General features: G+C 60.0%; 13 protein-coding genes and 1 pseudogene. 9 read left to right on the top strand and 5 right to left on the bottom strand.

Annotated elements, in window-relative coordinates:
* Window positions 1-48 precede the first annotated feature (48 nt).
* Complete coding sequence (locus HB780_RS06555; RefSeq protein WP_183689223.1) at window positions 49-942, top strand: LysR family transcriptional regulator; 894 nt, start codon at window positions 49-51, stop codon at window positions 940-942.
* Between the two features lie 17 nt (window positions 943-959).
* Here HB780_RS06555 and HB780_RS06550 read toward each other — a convergent pair whose 3' ends face one another.
* The 3 genes from HB780_RS06550 to HB780_RS06540 are packed head-to-tail and all read right to left on the bottom strand — an operon-like array spanning window position 960 to window position 6,962.
* On the bottom strand, window positions 960-2,468 hold the full coding sequence (locus HB780_RS06550; RefSeq protein ID WP_183689222.1) for an efflux transporter outer membrane subunit: 1,509 nt from the start codon (window positions 2,466-2,468) through the stop codon (window positions 960-962).
* A gap of 57 nt (window positions 2,469-2,525) precedes the next feature.
* Complete coding sequence (locus tag HB780_RS06545) at window positions 2,526-5,660, bottom strand: efflux RND transporter permease subunit (RefSeq protein WP_183689221.1); 3,135 nt, start codon at window positions 5,658-5,660, stop codon at window positions 2,526-2,528.
* A gap of 9 nt (window positions 5,661-5,669) precedes the next feature.
* Window positions 5,670-6,962 (bottom strand): efflux RND transporter periplasmic adaptor subunit, encoded by a 1,293-nt coding sequence (locus HB780_RS06540; RefSeq protein WP_435693872.1) that lies wholly within the window; start codon window positions 6,960-6,962, stop codon window positions 5,670-5,672.
* Window positions 6,963-7,278: 316 nt separating this feature from the next.
* Here HB780_RS06540 and HB780_RS06535 point away from each other — a divergent pair, with 316 nt between their 5' ends.
* Together HB780_RS06535 and HB780_RS06530 are read left to right on the top strand one after the other, a co-directional pair.
* Window positions 7,279-8,001: a response regulator gene (locus HB780_RS06535; RefSeq protein ID WP_183689220.1), complete on the top strand. Its 723-nt coding sequence runs from the start codon at window positions 7,279-7,281 to the stop codon at window positions 7,999-8,001.
* A complete protein-coding gene (locus HB780_RS06530; protein WP_183689219.1) occupies window positions 7,998-9,410 on the top strand; it encodes an ATP-binding protein in 1,413 nt (470 codons plus the stop codon). The genes HB780_RS06535 and HB780_RS06530 overlap by 4 nt, the downstream gene beginning before the upstream one ends.
* Before the next feature lie 74 nt (window positions 9,411-9,484).
* On the opposite strand, the gene HB780_RS06525 is transcribed toward HB780_RS06530, so the two are convergent.
* The gene (locus tag HB780_RS06525; protein WP_183689218.1) at window positions 9,485-10,528 is read right to left on the bottom strand and encodes a class I SAM-dependent methyltransferase; all 1,044 of its coding nucleotides are present in this window, start codon (window positions 10,526-10,528) and stop codon (window positions 9,485-9,487) included.
* 335 nt (window positions 10,529-10,863) lie between these two features.
* Between HB780_RS06525 and HB780_RS06520 the strand changes: the two genes are divergently transcribed.
* On the top strand, window positions 10,864-12,867 hold the full coding sequence (locus HB780_RS06520) for a putative bifunctional diguanylate cyclase/phosphodiesterase (protein WP_435693871.1): 2,004 nt from the start codon (window positions 10,864-10,866) through the stop codon (window positions 12,865-12,867).
* Between the two features lie 57 nt (window positions 12,868-12,924).
* Here HB780_RS06520 and HB780_RS06515 read toward each other — a convergent pair whose 3' ends face one another.
* Window positions 12,925-15,129 carry a TonB-dependent siderophore receptor gene (locus tag HB780_RS06515; RefSeq protein ID WP_183689217.1) on the bottom strand — a complete coding sequence of 735 codons (2,205 nt, stop codon included), beginning with the start codon at window positions 15,127-15,129 and terminating at the stop codon, window positions 12,925-12,927.
* 380 nt (window positions 15,130-15,509) lie between these two features.
* Here HB780_RS06515 and HB780_RS06510 point away from each other — a divergent pair, with 380 nt between their 5' ends.
* The 5 genes and pseudogenes from HB780_RS06510 to HB780_RS06490 all read left to right on the top strand — a co-directional run bounded on the left by HB780_RS06510 (window position 15,510) and on the right by HB780_RS06490 (window position 20,391).
* Window positions 15,510-16,355, top strand: coding sequence for an ABC transporter ATP-binding protein (locus tag HB780_RS06510; protein WP_183689216.1), 846 nt, complete (start codon window positions 15,510-15,512; stop codon window positions 16,353-16,355).
* Window positions 16,352-17,386 carry a FecCD family ABC transporter permease gene (locus HB780_RS06505; protein ID WP_183689215.1) on the top strand — a complete coding sequence of 345 codons (1,035 nt, stop codon included), beginning with the start codon at window positions 16,352-16,354 and terminating at the stop codon, window positions 17,384-17,386. Before HB780_RS06510 ends, HB780_RS06505 begins: the two co-directional genes overlap by 4 nt.
* A pseudogene (locus tag HB780_RS06500) lies at window positions 17,383-18,436 on the top strand (FecCD family ABC transporter permease). The gene HB780_RS06505 and the pseudogene HB780_RS06500 overlap by 4 nt, the downstream one beginning before the upstream one ends.
* A gap of 8 nt (window positions 18,437-18,444) precedes the next feature.
* Window positions 18,445-19,413, top strand: a complete 969-nt coding sequence (locus HB780_RS06495) for an ABC transporter substrate-binding protein (RefSeq protein WP_183689214.1) — start codon at window positions 18,445-18,447, stop codon at window positions 19,411-19,413.
* 84 nt (window positions 19,414-19,497) lie between these two features.
* Window positions 19,498-20,391 carry a MurR/RpiR family transcriptional regulator gene (locus HB780_RS06490; protein WP_183689213.1) on the top strand — a complete coding sequence of 298 codons (894 nt, stop codon included), beginning with the start codon at window positions 19,498-19,500 and terminating at the stop codon, window positions 20,389-20,391.
* The last annotated feature ends 81 nt before the right edge of the window (window positions 20,392-20,472 follow it).

Raw genomic sequence — 20,472 nt, 5'->3', positions numbered from 1 at the left:
ACTTTCCGTTCCGTGCGGACTATTCTGTCCGCAACGGAGTTTTGACCCATGGAAAATTTCAGCGGACTGAAGGTCTTCGTTCGGGTAGCCGAAACGCGCAGCTTCGTGGAAACCGGCCGGCAGCTTGGTCTTTCCGCCTCCGCCATCGGCAAGTCTATTGTGCGGCTTGAAGAACGCATTGGCGTGCGCCTGTTTCACCGAAGCACCCATAGCGTCAGCCTGACGCCGGAGGGATCGATCTTTCTCGAACGATGCCTCCGCATCCTTGCGGAAATGGAGCTTGCCACGCAGGAGATGCAGCAGGCCCGGATGGTCGTGCGCGGCACGATGCGTGTCAGCCTGCCAACATGGGCAGTGACATTCATGCCGGTCTTTGCCCGCTTCATGCAGATCTATCCGCAGGCGCGGCTGGAACTCGACCTGACCGACCGATTGGTCGATGTCATCGACGAAGGCTATGATCTGGTGATCCGCACAGGGGACATGCGGGATTCCCGTCTGATGAGCCGCACGGTCGGGCGCTTCCGGCACACGATCGTGGCGTCCGCCGCCTATCTCGCGGCGCGCGGTATTCCGCAGCGCCCCGAGGATCTGCTGCAACACCTCTGCCTGCACCGCCGGCACCCGGAAACCGGCAGGATCGACACATGGCCTCTTGCCGAGAATGGTGCGGATATAGAACTCGATCTTCCGGTGACGGCCGTCGTCAACACGGTCGAGGCCAGGATAGAGTTGGCGGAGCAAGGCGTCGGCATTGCCTGCGTTCCATCGATGTCCGTCTCCACGCAGATCGCAAACGGTCGGCTGGTGCCACTGTTGCAGGACTGCGTCAGGGAAGCGGGCGTCCTGCGCCTTCTATGGCCGGCCAGCAGCAGCCCGTCCCACAACATCAGAACCCTGGTCGATTTCATCGCACAGTCGGCGATCACGCAGAAATCCTGAAGGCAAAACTGCCCTCCCTAGGAGGATGATCGCAGCCGTATTGGGCTTCCCGTATCGACCACGGCGGGCTTAGAGCTGTCAATTGCACCATCCCATCCGCCGCCGAGCGCCTTGTGGAGAGAAATGTAATCCGTCGCGATCGCGGCCTTGCTCTGGATAAGAGAGCTTTCCGCGCTGTAGAGCGAGCGTTCGGCATCGAGAACATTGAGGAAGTCCGTGGCGCCGGCCTTGTTGAGTTGGCGTGAGAGGTCCGCGGCCGTGCGATAGGAGGAGGCCGAAGAAGCGAGTTTGGCGTTCTTGATCTTCTCCTGCGTCAGCGAGACGATGGCATTCTCGACATCCTGCATGGCGGTTAGAACAGCCGCCTGGTAGGCGATGTAATATTGATCGCGCTCGGCTTTGGCGACATCGACGGCTGCCTTCAGCTGGCCGCCCTGGAAGATCGGCACAGTCAGTGTCGGCCCGAAAGCCCAGCCGATTGTCGATTTGCGGCCGAGATCGGCGATATCGGTCGCCGACGACGTTATGCTGCCGGTGAGAGAGATCGACGGATAGCGGTTCGCTTCGGCCACGCCGATTTTCGCGGTGTATTGCGCAAGCTGGCGCTCCGCGAGCCGAACGTCCGGCCGCGATGTCAGTATGTTGGCGGGTATCCCCGTGGAGACTTTAAGCGGAGGCTGCGGGATTGGAGCCGTCGCCTTCAGGCGCTCGTCCAGGGCCGCTGGCGGTTTTCCGAGGAGAACCGCAAGCTTATGAACCGACTGCGCATAGGATATTTGATAGGTCGGAATATCGGCTTCCGTGCTGCTCGCTTCGCCATTCGCGTTGGCCGCGTCCACGCCGGTCACCGTTCCCGCCGCGAATTCCTCCTGGGTGAGAGCGGCCGTCTTTCGCTGAGACACCGCCGTCCTCTTGGCTAGATCCCGCAACGCCTGATATTCGCGTGCTTGCACGTAATATGTGGTGACGTCGCCCACCAGCGTGACCAGCGTGTCGCGCAGATCCTCCTCGGCAGCATCGACGCCATAACGCGCGGCCTGGGCGGAGCGTTTGTTCCCACCGAACAGGTCGAGTTCCCAGCTCGCATCAAATCCCGGCTGGAATTCATTGTAAACACTGGCAGTAGCGCCATCGGAAGCAGCAACCCGATTACGCGTCGCAGAGGCAGTGCCTTCGACGGTCGGGAGAAGCGTGCCCTTCTGCTCGCGATAGGTCGCCCTCGCCTCCCGTATCTTCGCCTTGGCCGTCGCAACATCGAGGTTCGTCTGCACGGCCTCCTCGATCAGCGCATTCAAGGTCGGGTCGCGAAACTGTTTCCACCATTCCGTGAGGTTGGGCGAAGACACATTCTGCGGCGAAGCCTTCCCGCTCCAATGACTTGGCAAGGCGACGTTCGGCTTTTCGTAGTCCGGTCCGACAACGCAGCCGGTCAGGATCGACGTGCAGCAGAGTGCCGCAGCCAATGGAATGAGCTTCGATGTCCGGTGCACCGGGCCGGCAAGCTGCATCGAATGAAGGACTGACATGAAATCCCTTTTCTATAAAGGTAATGGCTGAAGGAGGCGGGAAGCCGAAGGATAAGGTCAGCTTTCCGGATCGAGTTTCGCGTCCGCTGTCGCTGACACCTTGCCCTTGAAGACGCGTCGGACGGAGACGAAGAGCAGCGGGATGAAGAAGACGCCGAGCACGGTCGCCGAGATCATGCCGCCCATGACGCCGATGCCGATCGAATTCTGGCTGCCAGAGCCGGCGCCATTGGCGATCGCCAGCGGCATGACGCCGAGGATGAAGGCAAGCGACGTCATCAGGATCGGCCGCAGACGCTGGCGGGATGCCTCCAGTGTCGCGTCGATCAGGTTTTTGCCGTTGTTCTGCTGCTCGATGGCGAACTCGACGATCAGGATGGCGTTCTTGGCCGCCAATCCTATGGTCGTCAGCAGGCCGACCTTGAAATAGACGTCGTTCGACTGGCCGAAGAGGGTGGCGGCCAGCAGCGCGCCGAAGATGCCGATCGGCACCGACAGCATGACGGCGAGCGGGATCGACCAGCTTTCGTAGAGAGCGGCGAGCGCCAGGAAGACGACGAGGATGGAGATGGCGTAGAGCTGGGTTGCCTGGTTGCCGGAGAGCTTTTCCTGGGCGGACAGGCTGGTCCATTCATGACTGAAGCCGGGCGGCAGGGTCGCCATGATCTGGTCGATCTCGCTCATGGCATCGCCGGAGGAGACGCCGGGAGCGGCAGCCCCCTGAATTTCGACGGCAGACGAGCCGTTATAGCGTTCCAGACGCGGTGAACCATAGGTCCATTCACCGCTGGAGAAGGCGGAGAACGGCACCATGTCGCCACCGGAGTTGCGCACGTACCAGCGGTCCAGATCTTCCGGCTGCATCCGGGAGCCCTCATTCCCCTGCACATAGACCTTCTTGACGCGACCACGATCGATGAAGTCGTTGACGTAAGTGCCGCCCCAGGCCGTCGACAATGTCGTATCGATGTCGGAGAGCGTTATGTTGAGCGCACTTGCCTTTTCAGCATCGATATTGACCGAATATTGCGGCGTGTCCTCCTGGCCGTTCGGGCGAGTGCCGAACAGTTTCCCACTCTTGCCAGCGGCGGCCAGCAACTGATTGCGGGCGGCGATCAGGCTGGCATGACCGGCACCGTTGATGTCCTTGATGAAGAAGTCGAAACCGCTGTTGTTACCGAAACCGGGAATTGCTGGCGGCGAGAGCGCGAAGACGCTGCCATCCTTGAATTTCGAGAAGGCACCCATGGCACGCCCGGCGATTGCCTGTGCTTTCGATTGCGGCGTGGTGCGCAGCGCGAAATCCTTGAGCTTGATGAAGGCCAGGCCGACATTCTGGCCCTGACCGCCAAAGCCGAAGCCTGCAATGCCCAAAACGCCGTCGACGTAGTCCTTCTCGCTATTGAGATAGTAGTCGGTAACCTGCTTCAACACCTTCTCGGTACGATCGTCGGCAGCTCCGGCGGGAAGCTGGACGCTGGTGATCAGGATGCCCTGGTCTTCATCCGGCAGGAACGAGCTCGGCAAGCGATTGAACAGGTAAGCGACGGCGCCGCCAATCAGCACAAAGACAATGATGAAGAGCGGCGTTCGCTTGATGATGCCGCCCACGCTGCGCTGATAGCCTCGCGTACCGCGCTCGAAATTGCGGTTGAACCAGCCAAAGGCGCCGCGTTGCTTCGAACCATGCTCGGGTTTCTTCAAGATTGTGGCGCAGAGCGCCGGCGTCAGGATCAATGCAACGATGACCGACAGGATCATTGCCGAGACGATCGTCACCGAGAACTGGCGGTAGATCACACCGACCGAGCCCGAGAAAAAGGCCATCGGGATGAACACGGCCGACAGCACCGTGGCGATACCGATCAGGGCGCCGGTGATTTCCTGCATCGACTTGATCGTCGCCTCACGCGGCGACAGACCTTCTTCCTCCATCACGCGCTCGACGTTTTCGACGACGACGATGGCATCGTCCACCAACAGGCCGATCGCCAGCACCATGCCGAACATAGTGAGCGTATTGATCGAATAGCCGAACAGCGACAGAATACCAAAGGTGCCGAGCAGCACGACGGGGACCGCGAGTGTCGGAATGAGCGTCGCCCTCAAGCTCTGCAGGAAGACGAACATGACGATGAAGACGAGCACGATGGCCTCGAACAGCGTCTTAACCACATCCTCGATCGACAGCTTGACGAAGGGCGTCGTGTCATAGGGATAAACCACCTCGACATTCGGCGGCAGCGTCTCCTTCAGATTGCTGATCGTCGACTGTACGGCCTCGGCGGTATTGATGGCGTTGGCGCCAGAGGCGAGTTTGATGGCAAGGCCCGCCGAGGGATGACCGTTATAGATGCTCGAGCTGTTATAGCTCTCCGCCCCAAGTTCGACGGTCGCGACATCGTTGAGGCGTACGAGCGAGCTGTCGGACAGGCTCTTCAGGATGATGTTATCGAACTGTTCCGGCGTCTGCAGACGGCTCTTGGCCGTCACCGTCGCGTTCAGCTGCTGGCCCTTGCGCTGCGGCAGGGCGCCGAGCTGACCGGCCGAGACCTGCGAATTCTGCGCCTCGATCGCCGTGGTGACGTCGCCTATCATCAGCTGGTATTTCGCCAGCTTGTCCGGATCGACCCAGATGCGCATGGCATAACCAGAACCGAAGAGCTGCGTGTCCCCGACGCCGGAAACACGTTTCAACGTGTCATTCAGCGTACTGTTGATGTAGTCGGCGAGGTCGTTGGAGTTGAGCTTGCCATCAGTCGAGACGAAGCCGATGACCATCAGGAAGTTCGATGTCGATTTCGACACCGTGATGCCAGTGGTCTGGACGGTCGTCGGCAATTGCGCGGTGACGAGCTGGAGCTTGTTCTGCACCTGCATCTGCGCGACGTCGGGATCGGCCTTGTTGGTGAAGGTCAGCGAGATCGACGCCGATCCCGTCGAGGTCGAGGTCGAGGTCATGTAGTCGAGATTGTCGATGCCGGTCATGCCCTGCTCGATGACCTTGGTCACCGAGTTCTCGACGGTTGCGGCGTCAGCACCGGAATAGGTGGCGCTGATGCTCACCGTCGTCGGGGCAATCTGCGGATATTGCGAGATCGACAGCGTCAGGATCGACAGTGCACCCGCAAGCATGATCACGATGGCAATGACCCAGGCAAAGATCGGCCGGTCGATGAAAAAACGAGACATCAAACCACCTCACTTCACAATTGCGGCGTTGGCGGCTTCTTTGAGCTGACCGGACGCACTGGAGGATGCTTGTGAGAGTTCCCCCGTCGCGTCATTGACCGTAACGTCGTCGACTTTCACCTCCTGGCCGTCACGCACCCTTTGCAGTCCCTCGACGACAACCCGGTCGCCATCCTGAAGGCCCTCGTTCACCAGCCAGCTATTGCCGATGCTGCGCTGGACAACGAGCACACGCTGGTGGACCTTGCCATAGGCATCGACGAAGAAGGCGGTGGGCTCGCCCTTTGTGTTGCGCGAGACGGCGCGCTGCGGCACGAGATAGCTGTTCGGGGCGACACCCTCAGCGATCGTTGCCCGCACATACATGCCGGGCAGCAGCAGGCGGTCCGGATTGGGGAAGACCGCGCGAGCGGTAACGGTTCCAACGGTTTCGGACACGGATGCCTCGAGGAATGCGAAGGTCCCGGGCTCGGAATATTGCGATCCGTCCTCCAGCTTGAGATTGACCGAGACATTGTCGCCGCTGGTCTTCAACCGGCCTTCGGCAACGGCGCGGCGGAATGCCAGGAGGTTCGTGCTCGATTGAGTCACATCGACATTGATCGGATCGAGTTGATTGATGGTTGCGAGCGCCGTCGTCTGCTCGGCGGTGACCAGTGCTCCCACGGTGACCGAGGAGGCATCGATGCGTCCGGAAATCGGCGCGCGGATCTTGGTGTAGTCGAGGTTGATGCGTGCCGTCTCGAGGGTGGCCTTCGCGGACGCCACATCGGCCTTCGCCTGCGCCAGAGTGGACAGTGCGTCGTCCAGATCCTGCTTGCTGACCGCATCCTGTGCCGTCAGGCCCTTGTAGCGATCCACTTTCGATTGCGCACTCGGCACAGCACCCTCCGCCTTCTGCAAGGAGGCTACGGCGCTGTCGTAGGAAGCCTGGTAGGAACTCGGATCGATTTCGTAGAGCACGTCGCCGGCGGCGACTTCGCTACCTTCCTTGAAATTGCGCGCCCTTATGATCCCGCCGACCTGCGGCCGAACCTCCGCGATCAGGGAGGCCGCCGTGCGACCGGGGACTTCCGCCGTGATGGCCACCGATTGCGGATGCAGCGTCATGGCGCTGACCTCCACCTTGACCGCGCCCATGGGATTCTGTGTGCTTGATTGCTCGGAGCACGACTGCAACGCGATGCCCATCGACAACAGCATGGGCAGCATCAGCGTCGACATCGGAATCCAGCCGCAAATGGCTGGAGCGCGGGTCGGCGGGATATGCGAAAAGTGGCTAAAGCGAAATGTGGTACTCATAAAAGGTCTTCCGATCACGAATTCAACAATGCAAAGGGCCGGCAGGCGGCTTTGACGTGGTCGTTAGTGAGCGTGATGTCAGAAGACACGGCTCCAACGCCGACATCCGGAAAGCCGGATCAGGTTGGGCGGACCATCGCCGAGAGATGTCATCAAAGTTTGCCAACAGCGGGCAATTCGGTAATCAATCCTGTCACGGTACGGCGGCCGTGACATTTGGTTACAATTTTGTTGTTGCGGGAAACGTCCCGAAAACTTCAAAGACGCATATCGAGCGTTCCTCGGGCGGAAGCCCTTGGAAACAAAGGAACCGGCAATGCAACGAACACCCCATGTCCTCGTCGTCGACGACCACAAGGAGATCCGCGACCTCCTGGCCAAGTATCTTGCCAAGAACGGGCTGCGCGTCAGCACGGCGAACGGCGGGGCGGAGATGCGCCAGCAATTGCGGACCGCTACGATCGACCTGGTTGTTCTGGACATCATGATGCCGGGAGAAGACGGGCTATCCCTGTGCAGATCGCTGCGACAGACGAGCATGGTGCCGATCGTGCTTCTGACGGCGGTGTCCGACGAGATGGACAGGATCATCGGCCTGGAGCTCGGCGCGGATGATTACGTCACCAAGCCATTCAACCCGCGCGAACTTCTGGCGCGCATCCGCGCGCTGCTTCGCCGCGCCAATGCCACGGCACCCGCCACATCGGATCCGGAACACAAGCGTTACCGCTTCGGAAATTGGACGCTCGATGTCTCGCAGCGATCGCTTGTCGATGCATCCGGCAGCGAAGCGGCGCTGGGAACCGCCGAGTTCCGTCTGCTGCTCGCCCTCGTCTCGCGGCCAGGCGTCGTTCTCACCCGCAACCAATTGCTCGACATCACAGCCGGCAGGTCCGCGCAGGTTTTCGACCGAAGTATCGACAATCTCGTCAGCCGCCTGCGCCGCCGCATCGAAGACGATCCCCAACAGCCGACGCTCATCAAAACCGTATGGGGAGACGGGTATACCTTCGCCGGGACCGTCGAGGAGGCACCGTGAAGCATTTGCGCTGGCGGATATGGCCGCAAAACTTCGCCGCGCGGCTGATCATCTCGCTTGTCGCGGCTCTTGCGGTCGCACAGGTCGCCTTGATCGCGATCCTGAACAGCCAGCAGGACGGCATTGCCGAGCGGGTCGTCCATGGCCAGACCTTGAATGTGACCGCCACCCTGGCAAAGCTTCTGGCTGCATCCCCGCCAGACGAGCAGGGTCGCATCATCGAGGCATTTCGGTCGAGGCAATTGTGCGCCGGGATCGAAACGGCCCCTGCGGTCAGCCGTGAGATGAACGCGACTGAAAAGGACCTTGCCAATCGCCTCCTCTCGCAGCTCCAGGGCCTGCATTCCGACGCCCCTCGAACTGCCATCGAGCAGGACATGGCTCCCTGTCTTGATCTCGCAAAGGGACCGGAGAGTTCGGGACAACCGCGTGATCCGAAGCTGCAAGCGGGTGACGATTTCCCATATCCGTCGCGGATTGTTACTGTCATCACGCAGGTGCCCCTGCCCGATGGGCGTTGGCTTGTCGTATATAATGGCATAGCCCTACCCACCTTCTGGAGCCCGGTCGCCTTCCTCTCCCTCCTCCTGTCGTCGCTGGCGGCAATCGTCGCTGTGATAATCGCAGTTCGGTCACAGACGAAATCCCTGCGTATGCTGGCAAGCGCATCCGAACGGTTTGGTCGCGGAGAGACGTTCTCGCCGCTAAAGGTCAGCGGCCCATCCGAAGTTGCGGCAACGATCCAGGCGTTCAACACGATGTATCTGAGATTGAGCCAGTTCATTCGCGATCGGCTACGCCTCTTTGCCAGCATCAGCCACGATCTGCGAACGCCATTGACGACACTGCGGCTGAAGGCCGAGTTCATCGATAATGACGAAGTCCGGGACGACATCGTCGCCACGATCGACGAGTTGACGACTATCTGCGAAACCACGCTTGCCTTCACGCGGGCGGAGGTCAGCACGGAAGACACCACTCTGGTCGATCTGGCCGACCTCATTCGGCAGGTTGCGGAGGAGTTTCGGCTGACGAAAGTCAACGTGCATCTGACCGCGTTGCCGTCGCTTCCCTATCCCTGCCGCCCCGTCGCCCTGAAACGAGCCTTGAGAAATCTGGTGGAGAACGCCATCCGTTACGGGGGCAGCGCATCCGTTACCCTTAGAGATGCCGATGGTGAAGTGATCATATCGGTCGAGGACGATGGACCTGGCATACCGGACGATGAGATCGAGGACGCCTTTGAGGCCTTCGTCCGCCTCGAACCCTCACGAAGCATGGAAACAGGCGGCCTGGGTCTCGGGCTGTCGATCGCCCGCAGCATCGTCAAAGCCCACGGCGGCACCCTGTTCCTGCTGAACCGCGAAGATCACGGCCTCAGAGCCGAGCTGCGCCTGCCCTCGAAATGAACGCGCGCCCGGCAAAAAGCCGACCGGAGCTTTCCCCGGTCGGCTATTGCAAACGCTAGTATCGCTTCCTCAGCTTAACTGCGCTTCCTGAGCACGCCGTAGACGATATTGCGGTTCTTGCCGAAGAACACGCTCGCTTCGTAGTCCTGCCCGTCCGTGCTCTCATGGATGATCTTCCACATATCTGCTTCCGAACGAAGCAACAGTGCCCAGTTCATGAAGGTCTCGATATAGCCGTCGACCAGAATGGGATAGGAATAGTTGGCAAACAGGAAAACGCCGCCTGGCTTCAGCATTTCCAGGCAACGCTGCGTCAGCTTGATGGCGACCTTGTCGACCAGATAGTCATAAAGACCCGAGGCATAGACGAGGTCGAACTGGCCGGGGCGCGAACGCCGCGTCAGCAGGTCGCGGACGGAACCGTTAATGGATTCGACCGCGGTCCCCTGAAAATCGCGAGCAATTGTGCCAATGCTGATCGGGTCCTGGTCAAGGGCGACCCAGCGCTTGAGCGCCTTCTCGCGCAGAGCCACGGAATGAGCTGCCTCGCGTAGATGCCCGGCGGCGACGCTGAGGACTTCTGTTTCCGGTCCCCTCGCCGCCGCGACTTCATCCACATGCCGCGCCAGGATATCCCGGCGGTCCCAGTTGGCCATCGAGGACGGAGCGGTGCTGGTGTATTCGAAAAGCGCCCGGCCGCGTTCGGTGGCCTTGGCGACGTCGTCCAGGATGCTTTCATGCCGATAGATGAAGTCGAGCAGCGTGGCGTCGCCCGAATACCCCCTCGGCTTGTCGACGGACCACTTGGTCAACGGATCTTCCTGAAAAACCGCGGCAACCGGGTGATTCTGGATGATCGGCACCAATTCCTGCCAAACGCGTGGGTGCAGCGAATGGCGGGTTTCATGAAGGGTCTTCGTCACGCGATCGATAATCTCGGTCGGGTTATGGTCTTTCTCGAATTGCTGGCGGGCGAGTTCGAGCAACAGGGCGATTTGCCCCTTGCCGACGATCAGTTGCTCATCGAAATGGTCGCTCTTGGGTAGCTCCAGCTCGTTCGCGATTGCCGTCGGGGTAATCAGGCTATGGCCATCGAAATCCATCTTCCGTTGGTTCATGCGAGTTATCCTCTGTTAAATATGAGTAAATTATAAGTTACCGTTGATGGAACCCAGAACTTCTTCAACAGGTCGGTGTTCCAATGATTTCTATCATAATGTGAAACTTTTGATTAACCATAGGATTTCTTTAACATGCTTAACGCCGCGCATTTTCGACTTGATTTTAACGGGATATAAAAAACGACCGTCTATTAGATGGGAAAATGGCCGATCTAGCGCATCTTCCCAATCCGGGACGGATCAGCGGCGGAACAAATGCGTCAATTGAATCCACAGAGAAGATGCACCGGAAACTTCTCTGCAAAGCGTAGTACGAGCGAATGGAACAGTGCATGAAGCGCATGTTTGCCAATTCGGCAGAGATCGATCTCGATAAGAGACTGCAAAGGCCGTCCCCGGCGGAGCTTCGCGAGCTCTATCGGCGAGATGATGAGATGGCCCGCACCGAAGCGGCGCGGCACGGCCTGTGGATCGCTGTCATCGTCTATGTGCTGTTCTCGACGACCGATCTGTTGCTGATCCCCGATGTCGCAATCTATACGATCCTGGCCCGTTTGGCGGTAGGCGTGATTGCCCTTGCCGTCTTCGAAGGCCAGAGACACCTGAAGGTCAGCATCACATATCTCGACCGAACCAGCGCCATGGCTCTGGTCTTGGGATATGCCGTTTGGTTATTCCCGGCGCTCCGGACCATCCATACCGATAGCTTGTCCTATTACATGATATTCGGCGCCATCTTCATGATGGGCGCCAATCTGTTCTTCAGTTTCAGATTCCTGCTGTCGGTGATCGCCTCGAGCGCCGTACTGGCAACTTTCCTGCTGTCTTTGACGGCCTTCTGGCCGACGAATATCTATGCGCTGGCCTTCAGCACGTTCTATCTCTCCTGTTTCGTCTTCACTTCCTACGTGAACTGGAAGCTGAACCACGAGCGATACAACGTCTTCCTGAACGCGCTTGAAGCACAGCTTCAGCACAGGGAGGCCACCGAGCGGGGCGAGGCTTTGCTGCGGATGTCGAATACCGACTATCTGACGGGACTCGAAAATCGCCGCGCCGTCGACCATAGGCTGAGAAACTATTGGAAAGAATGGCAGACCAATAACCGTGGCTTCACGGCGATCTTGGTCGATGTGGACTTTTTCAAGAAATACAACGACTTCTATGGCCATCAGGAAGGCGATCGCTGCCTTATCCATATCGCCGCATCGATCAAGGAGGCCGTGGCACCCCTTGGTGGCTCGATCGGCCGCTATGGTGGCGAGGAGTTCATCGTGCTCGCCCAGTTCAGCGAGAAAGAACGGGTCGCCTATCTTGCCGAACGGATCCGCAGCACCGTCGAGCAACTGCGCCTTCTTCATGAGGAACGGCGCGACGGCACGTCGGTCGTGACCGTCAGCGTCGGCGCTGCCTTCACCAGGGAGCAGAGCGGCGCGAAACTCGAAAAGATCATCCATGAGGCCGACCGCGCCTTGTACGGCGCCAAGGCGAGCGGCCGCAACTGCACGCGCCTGTTCGACCCGAACGATCCCTATACAAGCGATGAAAGCGAAAACATCGCGGCGCTATTGAAGATTGCTATCAATCAGAATCTGGTATCACTGGTCTATCAGCCGATCGAAGATATCGCATCCAAACGTCAGGACGTGGTCGAGGCGCTCATGCGCCTCAGGACGCTTGACGGCAGCGTCATCCCTCCGAACCTCTTCATTCCGATCGCCGAACGTACAGGCATGATCCTCGAACTCGGCCGTTGGGTGATACGCACGGCATGCCGCGATCTTCTGGCGGACAACCACGTCCAGATCGCCAGCATCAATGTCTCCCCGATCCAGCTCAAGATGCCCGGCTTCGCCGCAAGCGTGGCGGCGATCCTCTACGAAACCGGAGTTTCCGGCAGCAGGCTGGCTTTCGAGATTACAGAGGGCCTCGAAATGGAGATGCATTCCGACATATTGAGATGCATCAACGATCTGAAAACGCTGGGTATCCGGATCTGGCTCGACGATTTCGGCACGGGCTTTGCCGGGCTGTCATGGCTGCGCCTTATCGACTTCGACACGGTAAAGATCGACCGCTCCTTCCTCCACGGCAGTGCGACCACAAGGGGCAAGGCCATGCTTCAGGACATTATCGGCCTCATCCGCAACCGTGGTCCCAAGATCCTGGTCGAAGGGGTTGAAACCGAGAAGCAATTCGCCTTGCTGCGGGAGCTGCACATCGACTACGCACAGGGCTATCACGTCGGACGCCCAGCCTTGGCCCAGACCTTCCGCGACGTCGCGGAAGAGGTCGTTCACCCGCCCTCAGCCGCGCCATCCTCGTCATCGGCATGAGGGGCACCCACCTCCCTTGAGCGGGTGCAAGCTCGTTGTCCTTGATTTCGGCGGCGATCAGAACTTGACGCTTGCGGAGAGGACCGCGCTGAAGGGTTCGCCAATCTGGTTGCCGAGATTGGTCGTTCCGATCGATGAGGTATAGTAGGTCTTGTTGAAGATGTTCTTCAGATTGAGCTGCAGCGTCAGCGGCCGTTCCATCTGGAACGTATAGGCGGCGAAGGCATCCGCCACGATATAGCCGGGCAGAAAATAGGCATTGGTGTTCATGCCCGCCCGCTTGCCGGCGCCACGCAGGCCCGCGCCGACCTTCAGCGTATTGCTGCCGCCGACCTCGCCGAAATCATAGGCGAAAAACAGCGAGCCAGTGTGACGCGGCACGTTGACCAGCTGTTTGCCGGCATAAGTCGGGTCTTCAAGAACCTTGGCATCCGTATAGCCATAGCTCGCAATCATGCTGAGTTCGTCGGTGATCTCACCCGCGATATCGACTTCGACGCCCCGGGCACGAACGAGCCCGGCGGTCTTGACGTAGGTCTCGCCATCGATCACCTCCGAATAGGCAACATTCTTCTTGTCGCTGGTATAGAGCGCGACATTGGCCGTCAGCCCCTCGGCGATCTCGAATTTGCTACCGATTTCATAGGAGATCCCCTCCTCCGGCGCCAGATTGCCGTAGTAGCTGGCAATCGATGACTGCGGACGGAAGGTCTTGGCGATATTGCCATAGAATGAGATGTCCGGCGTCAGCTTGTAGACGACGCCGCCGCGCGGCACCCACTTGCCGCCATGGCTGTCGGTATTGGTGATGAAGGGGCGCCCCTTGCCGGCCATCAGATCGTAGTACTGATAGCGAAGGCCGCCGACGAGGATCCATTGGTCGTCGAGGTGGAGCGAATCCTGGATATAGGCCGAGGCCGTGGAGATCTGCTCCGTCTGGTCGCTGTCGGCCTTCGAGACGGTCGTGCAAGCCGGCATTTTTCCATAGACAGGATTGTAGATGTTGAAGTTCACCGATTGCCCGCAGCGGATCAGGTCGGTGCGCAGCGTATCGGCATAGTCGTAGGAAGTGCCGAACAGCAATTCGTTGCGCAGGCCACCGATCTCGACATCGCCGCTGAGATCGGCGCGGACGGCGTGATTGTAGATCGTCGAGCCCTGCGTCGCGTCGGCGCGTCGCGTGACGTTGCCGGTCGCCGCATTATAGGCCATGACCCGGGCCTGATTGTCGGAATATTCGTTATAGCTGTAGCCGTAATCGAGGCTTAGCTTCCAGTTTTCATTCAACTCGTGCTTGACGTTGATCGTCGCCATGTCCGAGCTGCCCTTGGAGATATTGTAGGGTTCGTCGAAACGGATTTTCGGATCGACATCGACGGCGTGACCGGTGTTGAGGTCGAAGATCGTGCCGCGATCGAAGGGAACACTGTAATCCTCATGCGTATAGGAGACGGTGACCTCGGTGTCCTCGCCATACCAGGAGAGCGACGGCGAAATGATCCAGTCCTTCGTCTTGCCGAAATTGCGCCAGTAATCGACATTCTTGTATTCGCCGATCAGGCGGTAGGCGAAATCCGTGCCCTCGATCGGTCCGGTGAAGTCGAGGCCGGTCGAGCCGCCGCCGAAGCTGGAAGCAGTCCCGTAGATCTCGCCACTGAAAACCTGTTGCGGCTTCTTGGTGACGACGTTGATCATGCCGCCCGGATCAAGAATCCCATAGAGCGTCGAGGACGGGCCCTTCAGCACTTCAACCCGGTCGGTGGTGGCGTTGAAGCTTCTCGGCAGCGCCGTCTTCAGGCCGTTGGTCAGGATGGAACCGTCACGATTATCGCCGAAGCCACGACGGATGACAGAATCCTGCGTGCCACCGAGCGTATTCGACTGGCTGATACCGCTGATATTGGACAGCGCATCGTCCAGCGACTGCGCCTTCTGGTCTTTCAGCACGTCCTGGCTGACGACATTGACTGCTTGCGGGATATCGATCAGCGGCGTGTCGGCTCGCGTCGCCGTGCTGGTCGACACCGGCTGATACCCCTTGGTCGCGCCGTCCTGGCCACCGCTCTTCACGGTAATCGGCCTCAGAACCGTGTCACCCTCAACCCTGTCACTCTTCTGGGTCGCCACGGTCTCCGATTTTTTCGGCTGCACCACGGCATCCTGCGCCATCGCCGGATAGGCCGCGCAGGCGCTCAATATCAAAAAGGCCGTTCGCACATGATGGATCGTTGCGCCCGTAACCGCCGTCTGCCCCTGCTTCATTCTGCCCCCGTATCCTTGCGGATATCGTCCAATTCCAACTTTCGATGTGAAGACCCGTGTAACCGTGGGTTTGAGGGCTTATTCTTTTCTTGAATGTAGTAGTCAACTTTTAATTCGGCGAATTCTTTCCGACAGGCCGCAATTCCCTCAGGCGCGATCGAATGAAATGCGTCCATTCATTCCGGCGATTTTTTCGGAAAACCTCATTTTTTCAGCGAGATGAGGACACTTTCCTCATTTCGGACATATGCGCCGGACGGACCTTTCCATCCGTCCTCCCCCTGCGGGCGCGCGGAATCCCCGGAATTTACAACGCAAAAAATTTGACTACTACACTCAGGAATACTTTCCCTCGAACGGAAACCCACGCGAAAGAGTGCATGCGCAAAGGACAGGAAGAGATTTCGGAGCGACAGGACGGGACGCCTTCGACCGTGCTATCCGTCGAAGGCGTCTCTGCGGGCTACGGCAAGCAGTTGATCCTCGACGGCATTTCGCTGTCCATTCCGGAAGCCACCATGACCATGCTTGTGGGACCGAACGGCTCCGGCAAGTCGACGCTGCTGTCGGTCATGGCGCGGCTCCTGAAGCCGATGGGCGGGACGGTCAATCTCGACAGCAAGGCATTGCACGCCATGCCGACGCGCGAGGTGGCACGCAAGCTCGGTCTTCTGCCACAGAGCCCGCTTTTGCCGGAGGGCCTGACGGTCTACGACCTCGTCTCGCGAGGGCGCTATCCACATCAGGGGTTTCTGCGGCAATGGACGGAAGCCGACGAAGAGGCCGTCCAACATGCGCTGACAGTGACTGACACGCTGGACTTCGCTGGCCGGCCAGTCGATAGCCTTTCCGGCGGCCAACGCCAGCGCTGCTGGATCGCCATGGCGCTGGCCCAGGAGACGCCCGTCATCCTGCTGGACGAACCGACCACCTTCCTCGACCTGCACTACCAGGTGGAGGTGCTTGACTTGCTGCGGCACCTCACCCGCGAACACGGGCGCACCATCGTCGCCGTTTTGCACGATCTTAATTTCGCACTTCAATATGCCGACCGCCTGATCTTCCTAAAGGACGGCGCAATTGCGGGCATCGCCGAACATCCCGGCGAATGCAGCGCCGCGCTCATCCGTGATGTCTTCAACATCAAGGTGGTTCGTCTCGCGCATCCTGAAACCGGCCTGCCCCTTTTCCTTCCCTCGACCAAGGGAGCCAAGAGGGAACAATGAGCGCAATCCCGGTTTCAGCCAGTTCCACGCCACGGCGTGCTCGTCCGATGCGCAGCCTTCTCGCCCTCATGGCGCTGGCGGCAATCATTGTCGTGCTGGCCTCGATCCATGCTGGTATCGGCGCGCGGCCGGTCGCGCCGACAACGCTGCTCAAAGCCGTCTTCGCCTTCGACAGCCATAATTTCGAGCATCAGATCCTGGTGAAGCTGCGGCTCGCCCGGCTTGCCGCCGCCCTTCTCGTCGGCGCCGCCCTCGGTGTCGCCGGGCTGCTGTTGCAATCGCTGCTGCGCAATCCGCTGGGAGAACCGCATATTCTCGGCCTCAATGCCGGAGCAAGCCTTGCCGTCGTGCTGACGAGCAGCCTACCGTTTCTGGCCGGTGGCTTCGCTCGCCCGCTGGTGGCGGCACTCGGCGCCGGCCTGCTCTTTGCCGCCGTCATCGCGCTCGCCTCCGCAGGCCGCGCAGGAATGACCATGCTGAAGGTCACCTTCTGCGGCATCGCGCTTTCAGCACTTGCCTCCTCCCTCACCTCGGCAATCCTCATCCTCGATGAAGAGACATTGCAGGAGATGCGACTATGGCTTGCCGGCGATCTCGCCGGCATCGGCTATGATCTGATCGGGTCAGCACTTGCACCAATCCTCATGGGAATGCTGCTTGCCTTTATGATCGCGCCGCGCCTGAACGCATTGGCGCTCGGCGATGCCGCAGCAACCGGGCTCGGCGTGCCGGTCAAGAGCACCCGACTGATCGGGCTTGCCGCCACGGCGCTTCTCTGCGGCGCTTCCGTCTCCGTCGCCGGCCCGATCGGCTTCATCGGCCTTATGGTTCCCAACGCGGCTCGGCAGCTTTCCGGCGGTGATCTCCGATTTGCACTGCCGCTTTCGGCGCTTGGCGGGGCTGCCCTGCTGCTGGCTGCCGATATCGCCGCGCGCATGCTCATGAGCCCGCACGAACTGGCAACCGGCATCATGACCGCTATCATCGGCGCACCGGTCTTCATTTTCGCCGCCTCGAGGTATTTCCGATGAGCGTCGCACGGCAGAACGGCTATCATCTCGTCGCGCTGGGGCCGATATCGCGTCGTGTCCACATGCGCAGCTGCCTCGTGCTTGTCCTGCTTTGCCTTTCCATCGCTGTAACGGCCTTGGTCACGGCTCCGCTTGGCAGCCATGAGGCAGGCTTTCGCGAGCTCCTGACTGTGCTCTTCGATCCAGCCCAGGCGACCGGCCAAGGCCACCAGATCATTCGCGATTTCCGGCTGCCGCGCATCATTATGGCGGTGCTTTGCGGCGCGATGCTCGGGCTTTCGGGGGGCCGCCCTGCAGTCCTTGACGCGCAACGGCCTCGCCGATCCCGGCCTGCTCGGCGTCAAGGAAGGAGCCAGCCTCTCCGTGATCACGCTGATCCTGTTCGTGCCGCCGGCGGGGCTTTATCTCAGACCGCTTGTCGGCATGGCAGGCGGCTTTCTCAGCGCGCTCCTCGTCGCCTCGCTCGCGCGTGACCTGACACGCATGCGCTTCGTGCTGATCGGCATCGGCTTTTCCTGGCTGATGTCGGCAGCCCTGTCCGTGATCCTGACCACCTCGGATATCCGCGATGTCCAGACCGCCATGGTCTGGCTTGCCGGTAGCCTCAACGCCGTCTCCTGGGATATCGTGCCGATCGCGCTTGTCTGCGCCATTCTCGGCGCTACGATCCTGTTCCTCACTGCAGCCGCCGCCGACGCGGCCGTGCTCGGCGATCCAATGGCGATCGGGCTTGGCGTATCGCTGCGGCGGCTTTCGATCCTGCGCTTCGTAGCACCTGTTCTTTTGACCGCAGCCTGCGTGTCCTGCGTTGGCAGCCTCGGCTTCGTCGGCCTCATCGCGCCGCATATGGCGCGGCTGGCGATCCGTGGCGGTGGCCAGATGGCGCTTCTGGCCGGCAGCGCGCTTTTCGGCGCAGCCCTGGTGCTAATCGCCGACAGCATCGGCCGCCTAGCCTTCGCGCCACTCCAGCTTCCCGCCGGCATCGTGCTTGCGATCGTCGGCGTTCCCGTCCTTCTGCTTCTGCTCTGGAAGCGCCGCAATCTTCTTTAAGGATCGTCATGTTTCGCTCTCTAGCCGCTGCACTTCTCATGCTCGCCTTCACCGCAGGTCCGCTGCTTGCGCAGAATATCGAAACCCGCGTTTTCACCGATGATTTTGGCCGTGAAGTCGAAGTGCCGGTCCATCCGCTACGCATCGTCTCGATGCATGATCTCGACATCACCATCCCCCTGATCGAGCTTGGCGTGCGCCCGGTCGCAAGCCACGGTCGCACCGGCACCGATGGCAAGGCCCATCTGCGCTCCGGCCCGATCCTGACCGGCATCGATTTCGACAATTCCGGCATGCGTTATATCGGCGCCGTCACCGTCGATCTCGAAGCCGTCGTCGCGGCGAAACCCGACCTCATCATCACCGAACCCGGCCGTACGACGCCGGTCGAACAGCTGGAGAAGATCGCACCGACCGTCGTTATCGACAACACCGTCGGCAGCGCGCCGCATATCTACGAACGCCTCGCCGATCTCACCAGCACGCAGGACCGGCTCGCCATTCTCGATCGGCGCTACCGCGCACAGATCGAGGAGCTGAAACAGGTGGTGGATCCGTCCAAGATCACCGTTTCGGTATTGCAGGCGCAGAACGGCAAGATCAGCATCTATCATACCTATCGCGCGCTCGGCCGCGTGCTGCGCGATGCCGGTTTCCACTTTCCCGATATTATCGAAAAGATCCCGGAAGGCGGGCGGATCGAGGTCAGCGCCGAACGGCTACAGGAGCTCGACGCCGATTTCATCTTCGACACCTACCGCTCGGACACCGGCGGCACGCCGGCCGAAGAAATCGCCGCGATGAACAAGGTGCTCCCGGATTATTGCCAGTTCCTCGCCGCCTGCCGCGAGGGTCGCTACATCCTGTTGCCGCGCGAGGAGGCGATCTCCAATTCCTATGCGGCGCTCAATCTGATGGTTTCGATGGTGCAGTCTCATGTTGCGGGGCGTCCGGGCTTAAAGCAACCGCAACAGTGATGCGCCTAAGACTTTCAAAATCGGTAAGAATAAGACAATGTGCCTTCCTTAATATGATTATCTAAGGAAGGTATCTCACCGGCCATGGACGCCGCCTCCAGAAACCAGAAGAAGACGCGCCGGATCGACCGCTTCGGCGAAAGACTGAAGAACCGCCGCGCATCCTTGTCGCCGAGCCTGCTTAGCGTCGCCGATTTTATCGACCAGCATCGCCACGCCATCCTCGGCAAATCCGCGCTCGAAATCGCCAACGAAACCGGCACCTCCGATGCCACGGTCATCCGCGCGATCCAGGCGCTGGGTTTCGAAGGGCTGCTCGACCTCAAGGACACGCTGGAGGCCCACATCGGCGAGACGGATTCTCCGTCCGAGAAGATGGCGACGACCGCGCGGGAGTTGAACAGCAATGTCGATTCCGCCATCGATTTTGTCATCAACGATCACCGCAATGCCATGGAGGCGCTCTCCGCGCCATCCAATCGCCAAGGCATGGCGGATGCCATCGCGGTCATTCTCGGGGCAAAGCGCATCGGCGTTTTCGGCATCGGCGCCTCCGGGGTGCTCGCGACGTATGCCGCCCGTCTCTTTTCCCGCAACGGCTATCCTTCCTATGCACTGAACCTCACCGGGATCGCGCTCGCCGAACAGCTTCTGACCATGGAAGAAGGCGATGCGTTGATCATGATGGCCTATGGCCGGGCACACCGCGAAGGTATGACGACCATCACCGAGGCGCAGCGCCTCGGCATCCCGATCGTCATGCTGCTCGGACAGGAAGACACGGTGCTGCGCAAGCATGCCGATGCATCGATCATCATTCCCCGTGCCAAGATCGAGCACGTCGCACTCCACGGCCCGACCCTCGTCTGCCTTGAATCGATGATGCTCGCGCTCGCCACCGCCGCCCAGGAAACGACTCTGCAATCCCTCGACCGCCTGATTACCCTGCGTAGCTCCATCCGCCCCAGCAAACGTTGAGGAAACGGTCTTATCAATCTGAAAATAAGCGGGTAATTCATTCCAAGAATTCAAGAGAAATAGCATGCAATTCCTTGCCCG

The organism is Rhizobium lusitanum (assembly GCF_014189535.1).
Taxonomy (GTDB): Bacteria; Pseudomonadota; Alphaproteobacteria; order Rhizobiales; family Rhizobiaceae; genus Rhizobium; species Rhizobium lusitanum_C.
This window is presented reverse-complemented; position numbering and strand designations above follow the sequence as displayed.

Excerpts from the sequence above, each read along its gene's own strand:
- HB780_RS06490 (WP_183689213.1), top strand. The coding sequence starts at position 19,498 with ATGGACGCCGCCTCCAGAAACCAGAAGAAGACGCGCCGGATCGACCGC.
- HB780_RS06515 (WP_183689217.1), bottom strand. The coding sequence starts at position 15,129 with ATGAAGCAGGGGCAGACGGCGGTTACGGGCGCAACGATCCATCATGTG.
- HB780_RS06545 (WP_183689221.1), bottom strand. The coding sequence starts at position 5,660 with ATGTCTCGTTTTTTCATCGACCGGCCGATCTTTGCCTGGGTCATTGCC.
- HB780_RS06555 (WP_183689223.1), top strand. The coding sequence starts at position 49 with ATGGAAAATTTCAGCGGACTGAAGGTCTTCGTTCGGGTAGCCGAAACG.
- HB780_RS06495 (WP_183689214.1), top strand. The coding sequence starts at position 18,445 with ATGTTTCGCTCTCTAGCCGCTGCACTTCTCATGCTCGCCTTCACCGCA.
- HB780_RS06505 (WP_183689215.1), top strand. The coding sequence starts at position 16,352 with ATGAGCGCAATCCCGGTTTCAGCCAGTTCCACGCCACGGCGTGCTCGT.
- HB780_RS06540 (WP_435693872.1), bottom strand. The coding sequence starts at position 6,962 with ATGAGTACCACATTTCGCTTTAGCCACTTTTCGCATATCCCGCCGACC.
- HB780_RS06520 (WP_435693871.1), top strand. The coding sequence starts at position 10,864 with ATGAAGCGCATGTTTGCCAATTCGGCAGAGATCGATCTCGATAAGAGA.
- HB780_RS06550 (WP_183689222.1), bottom strand. The coding sequence starts at position 2,468 with ATGTCAGTCCTTCATTCGATGCAGCTTGCCGGCCCGGTGCACCGGACA.
- HB780_RS06525 (WP_183689218.1), bottom strand. The coding sequence starts at position 10,528 with ATGAACCAACGGAAGATGGATTTCGATGGCCATAGCCTGATTACCCCG.
- HB780_RS06510 (WP_183689216.1), top strand. The coding sequence starts at position 15,510 with ATGCGCAAAGGACAGGAAGAGATTTCGGAGCGACAGGACGGGACGCCT.
- HB780_RS06535 (WP_183689220.1), top strand. The coding sequence starts at position 7,279 with ATGCAACGAACACCCCATGTCCTCGTCGTCGACGACCACAAGGAGATC.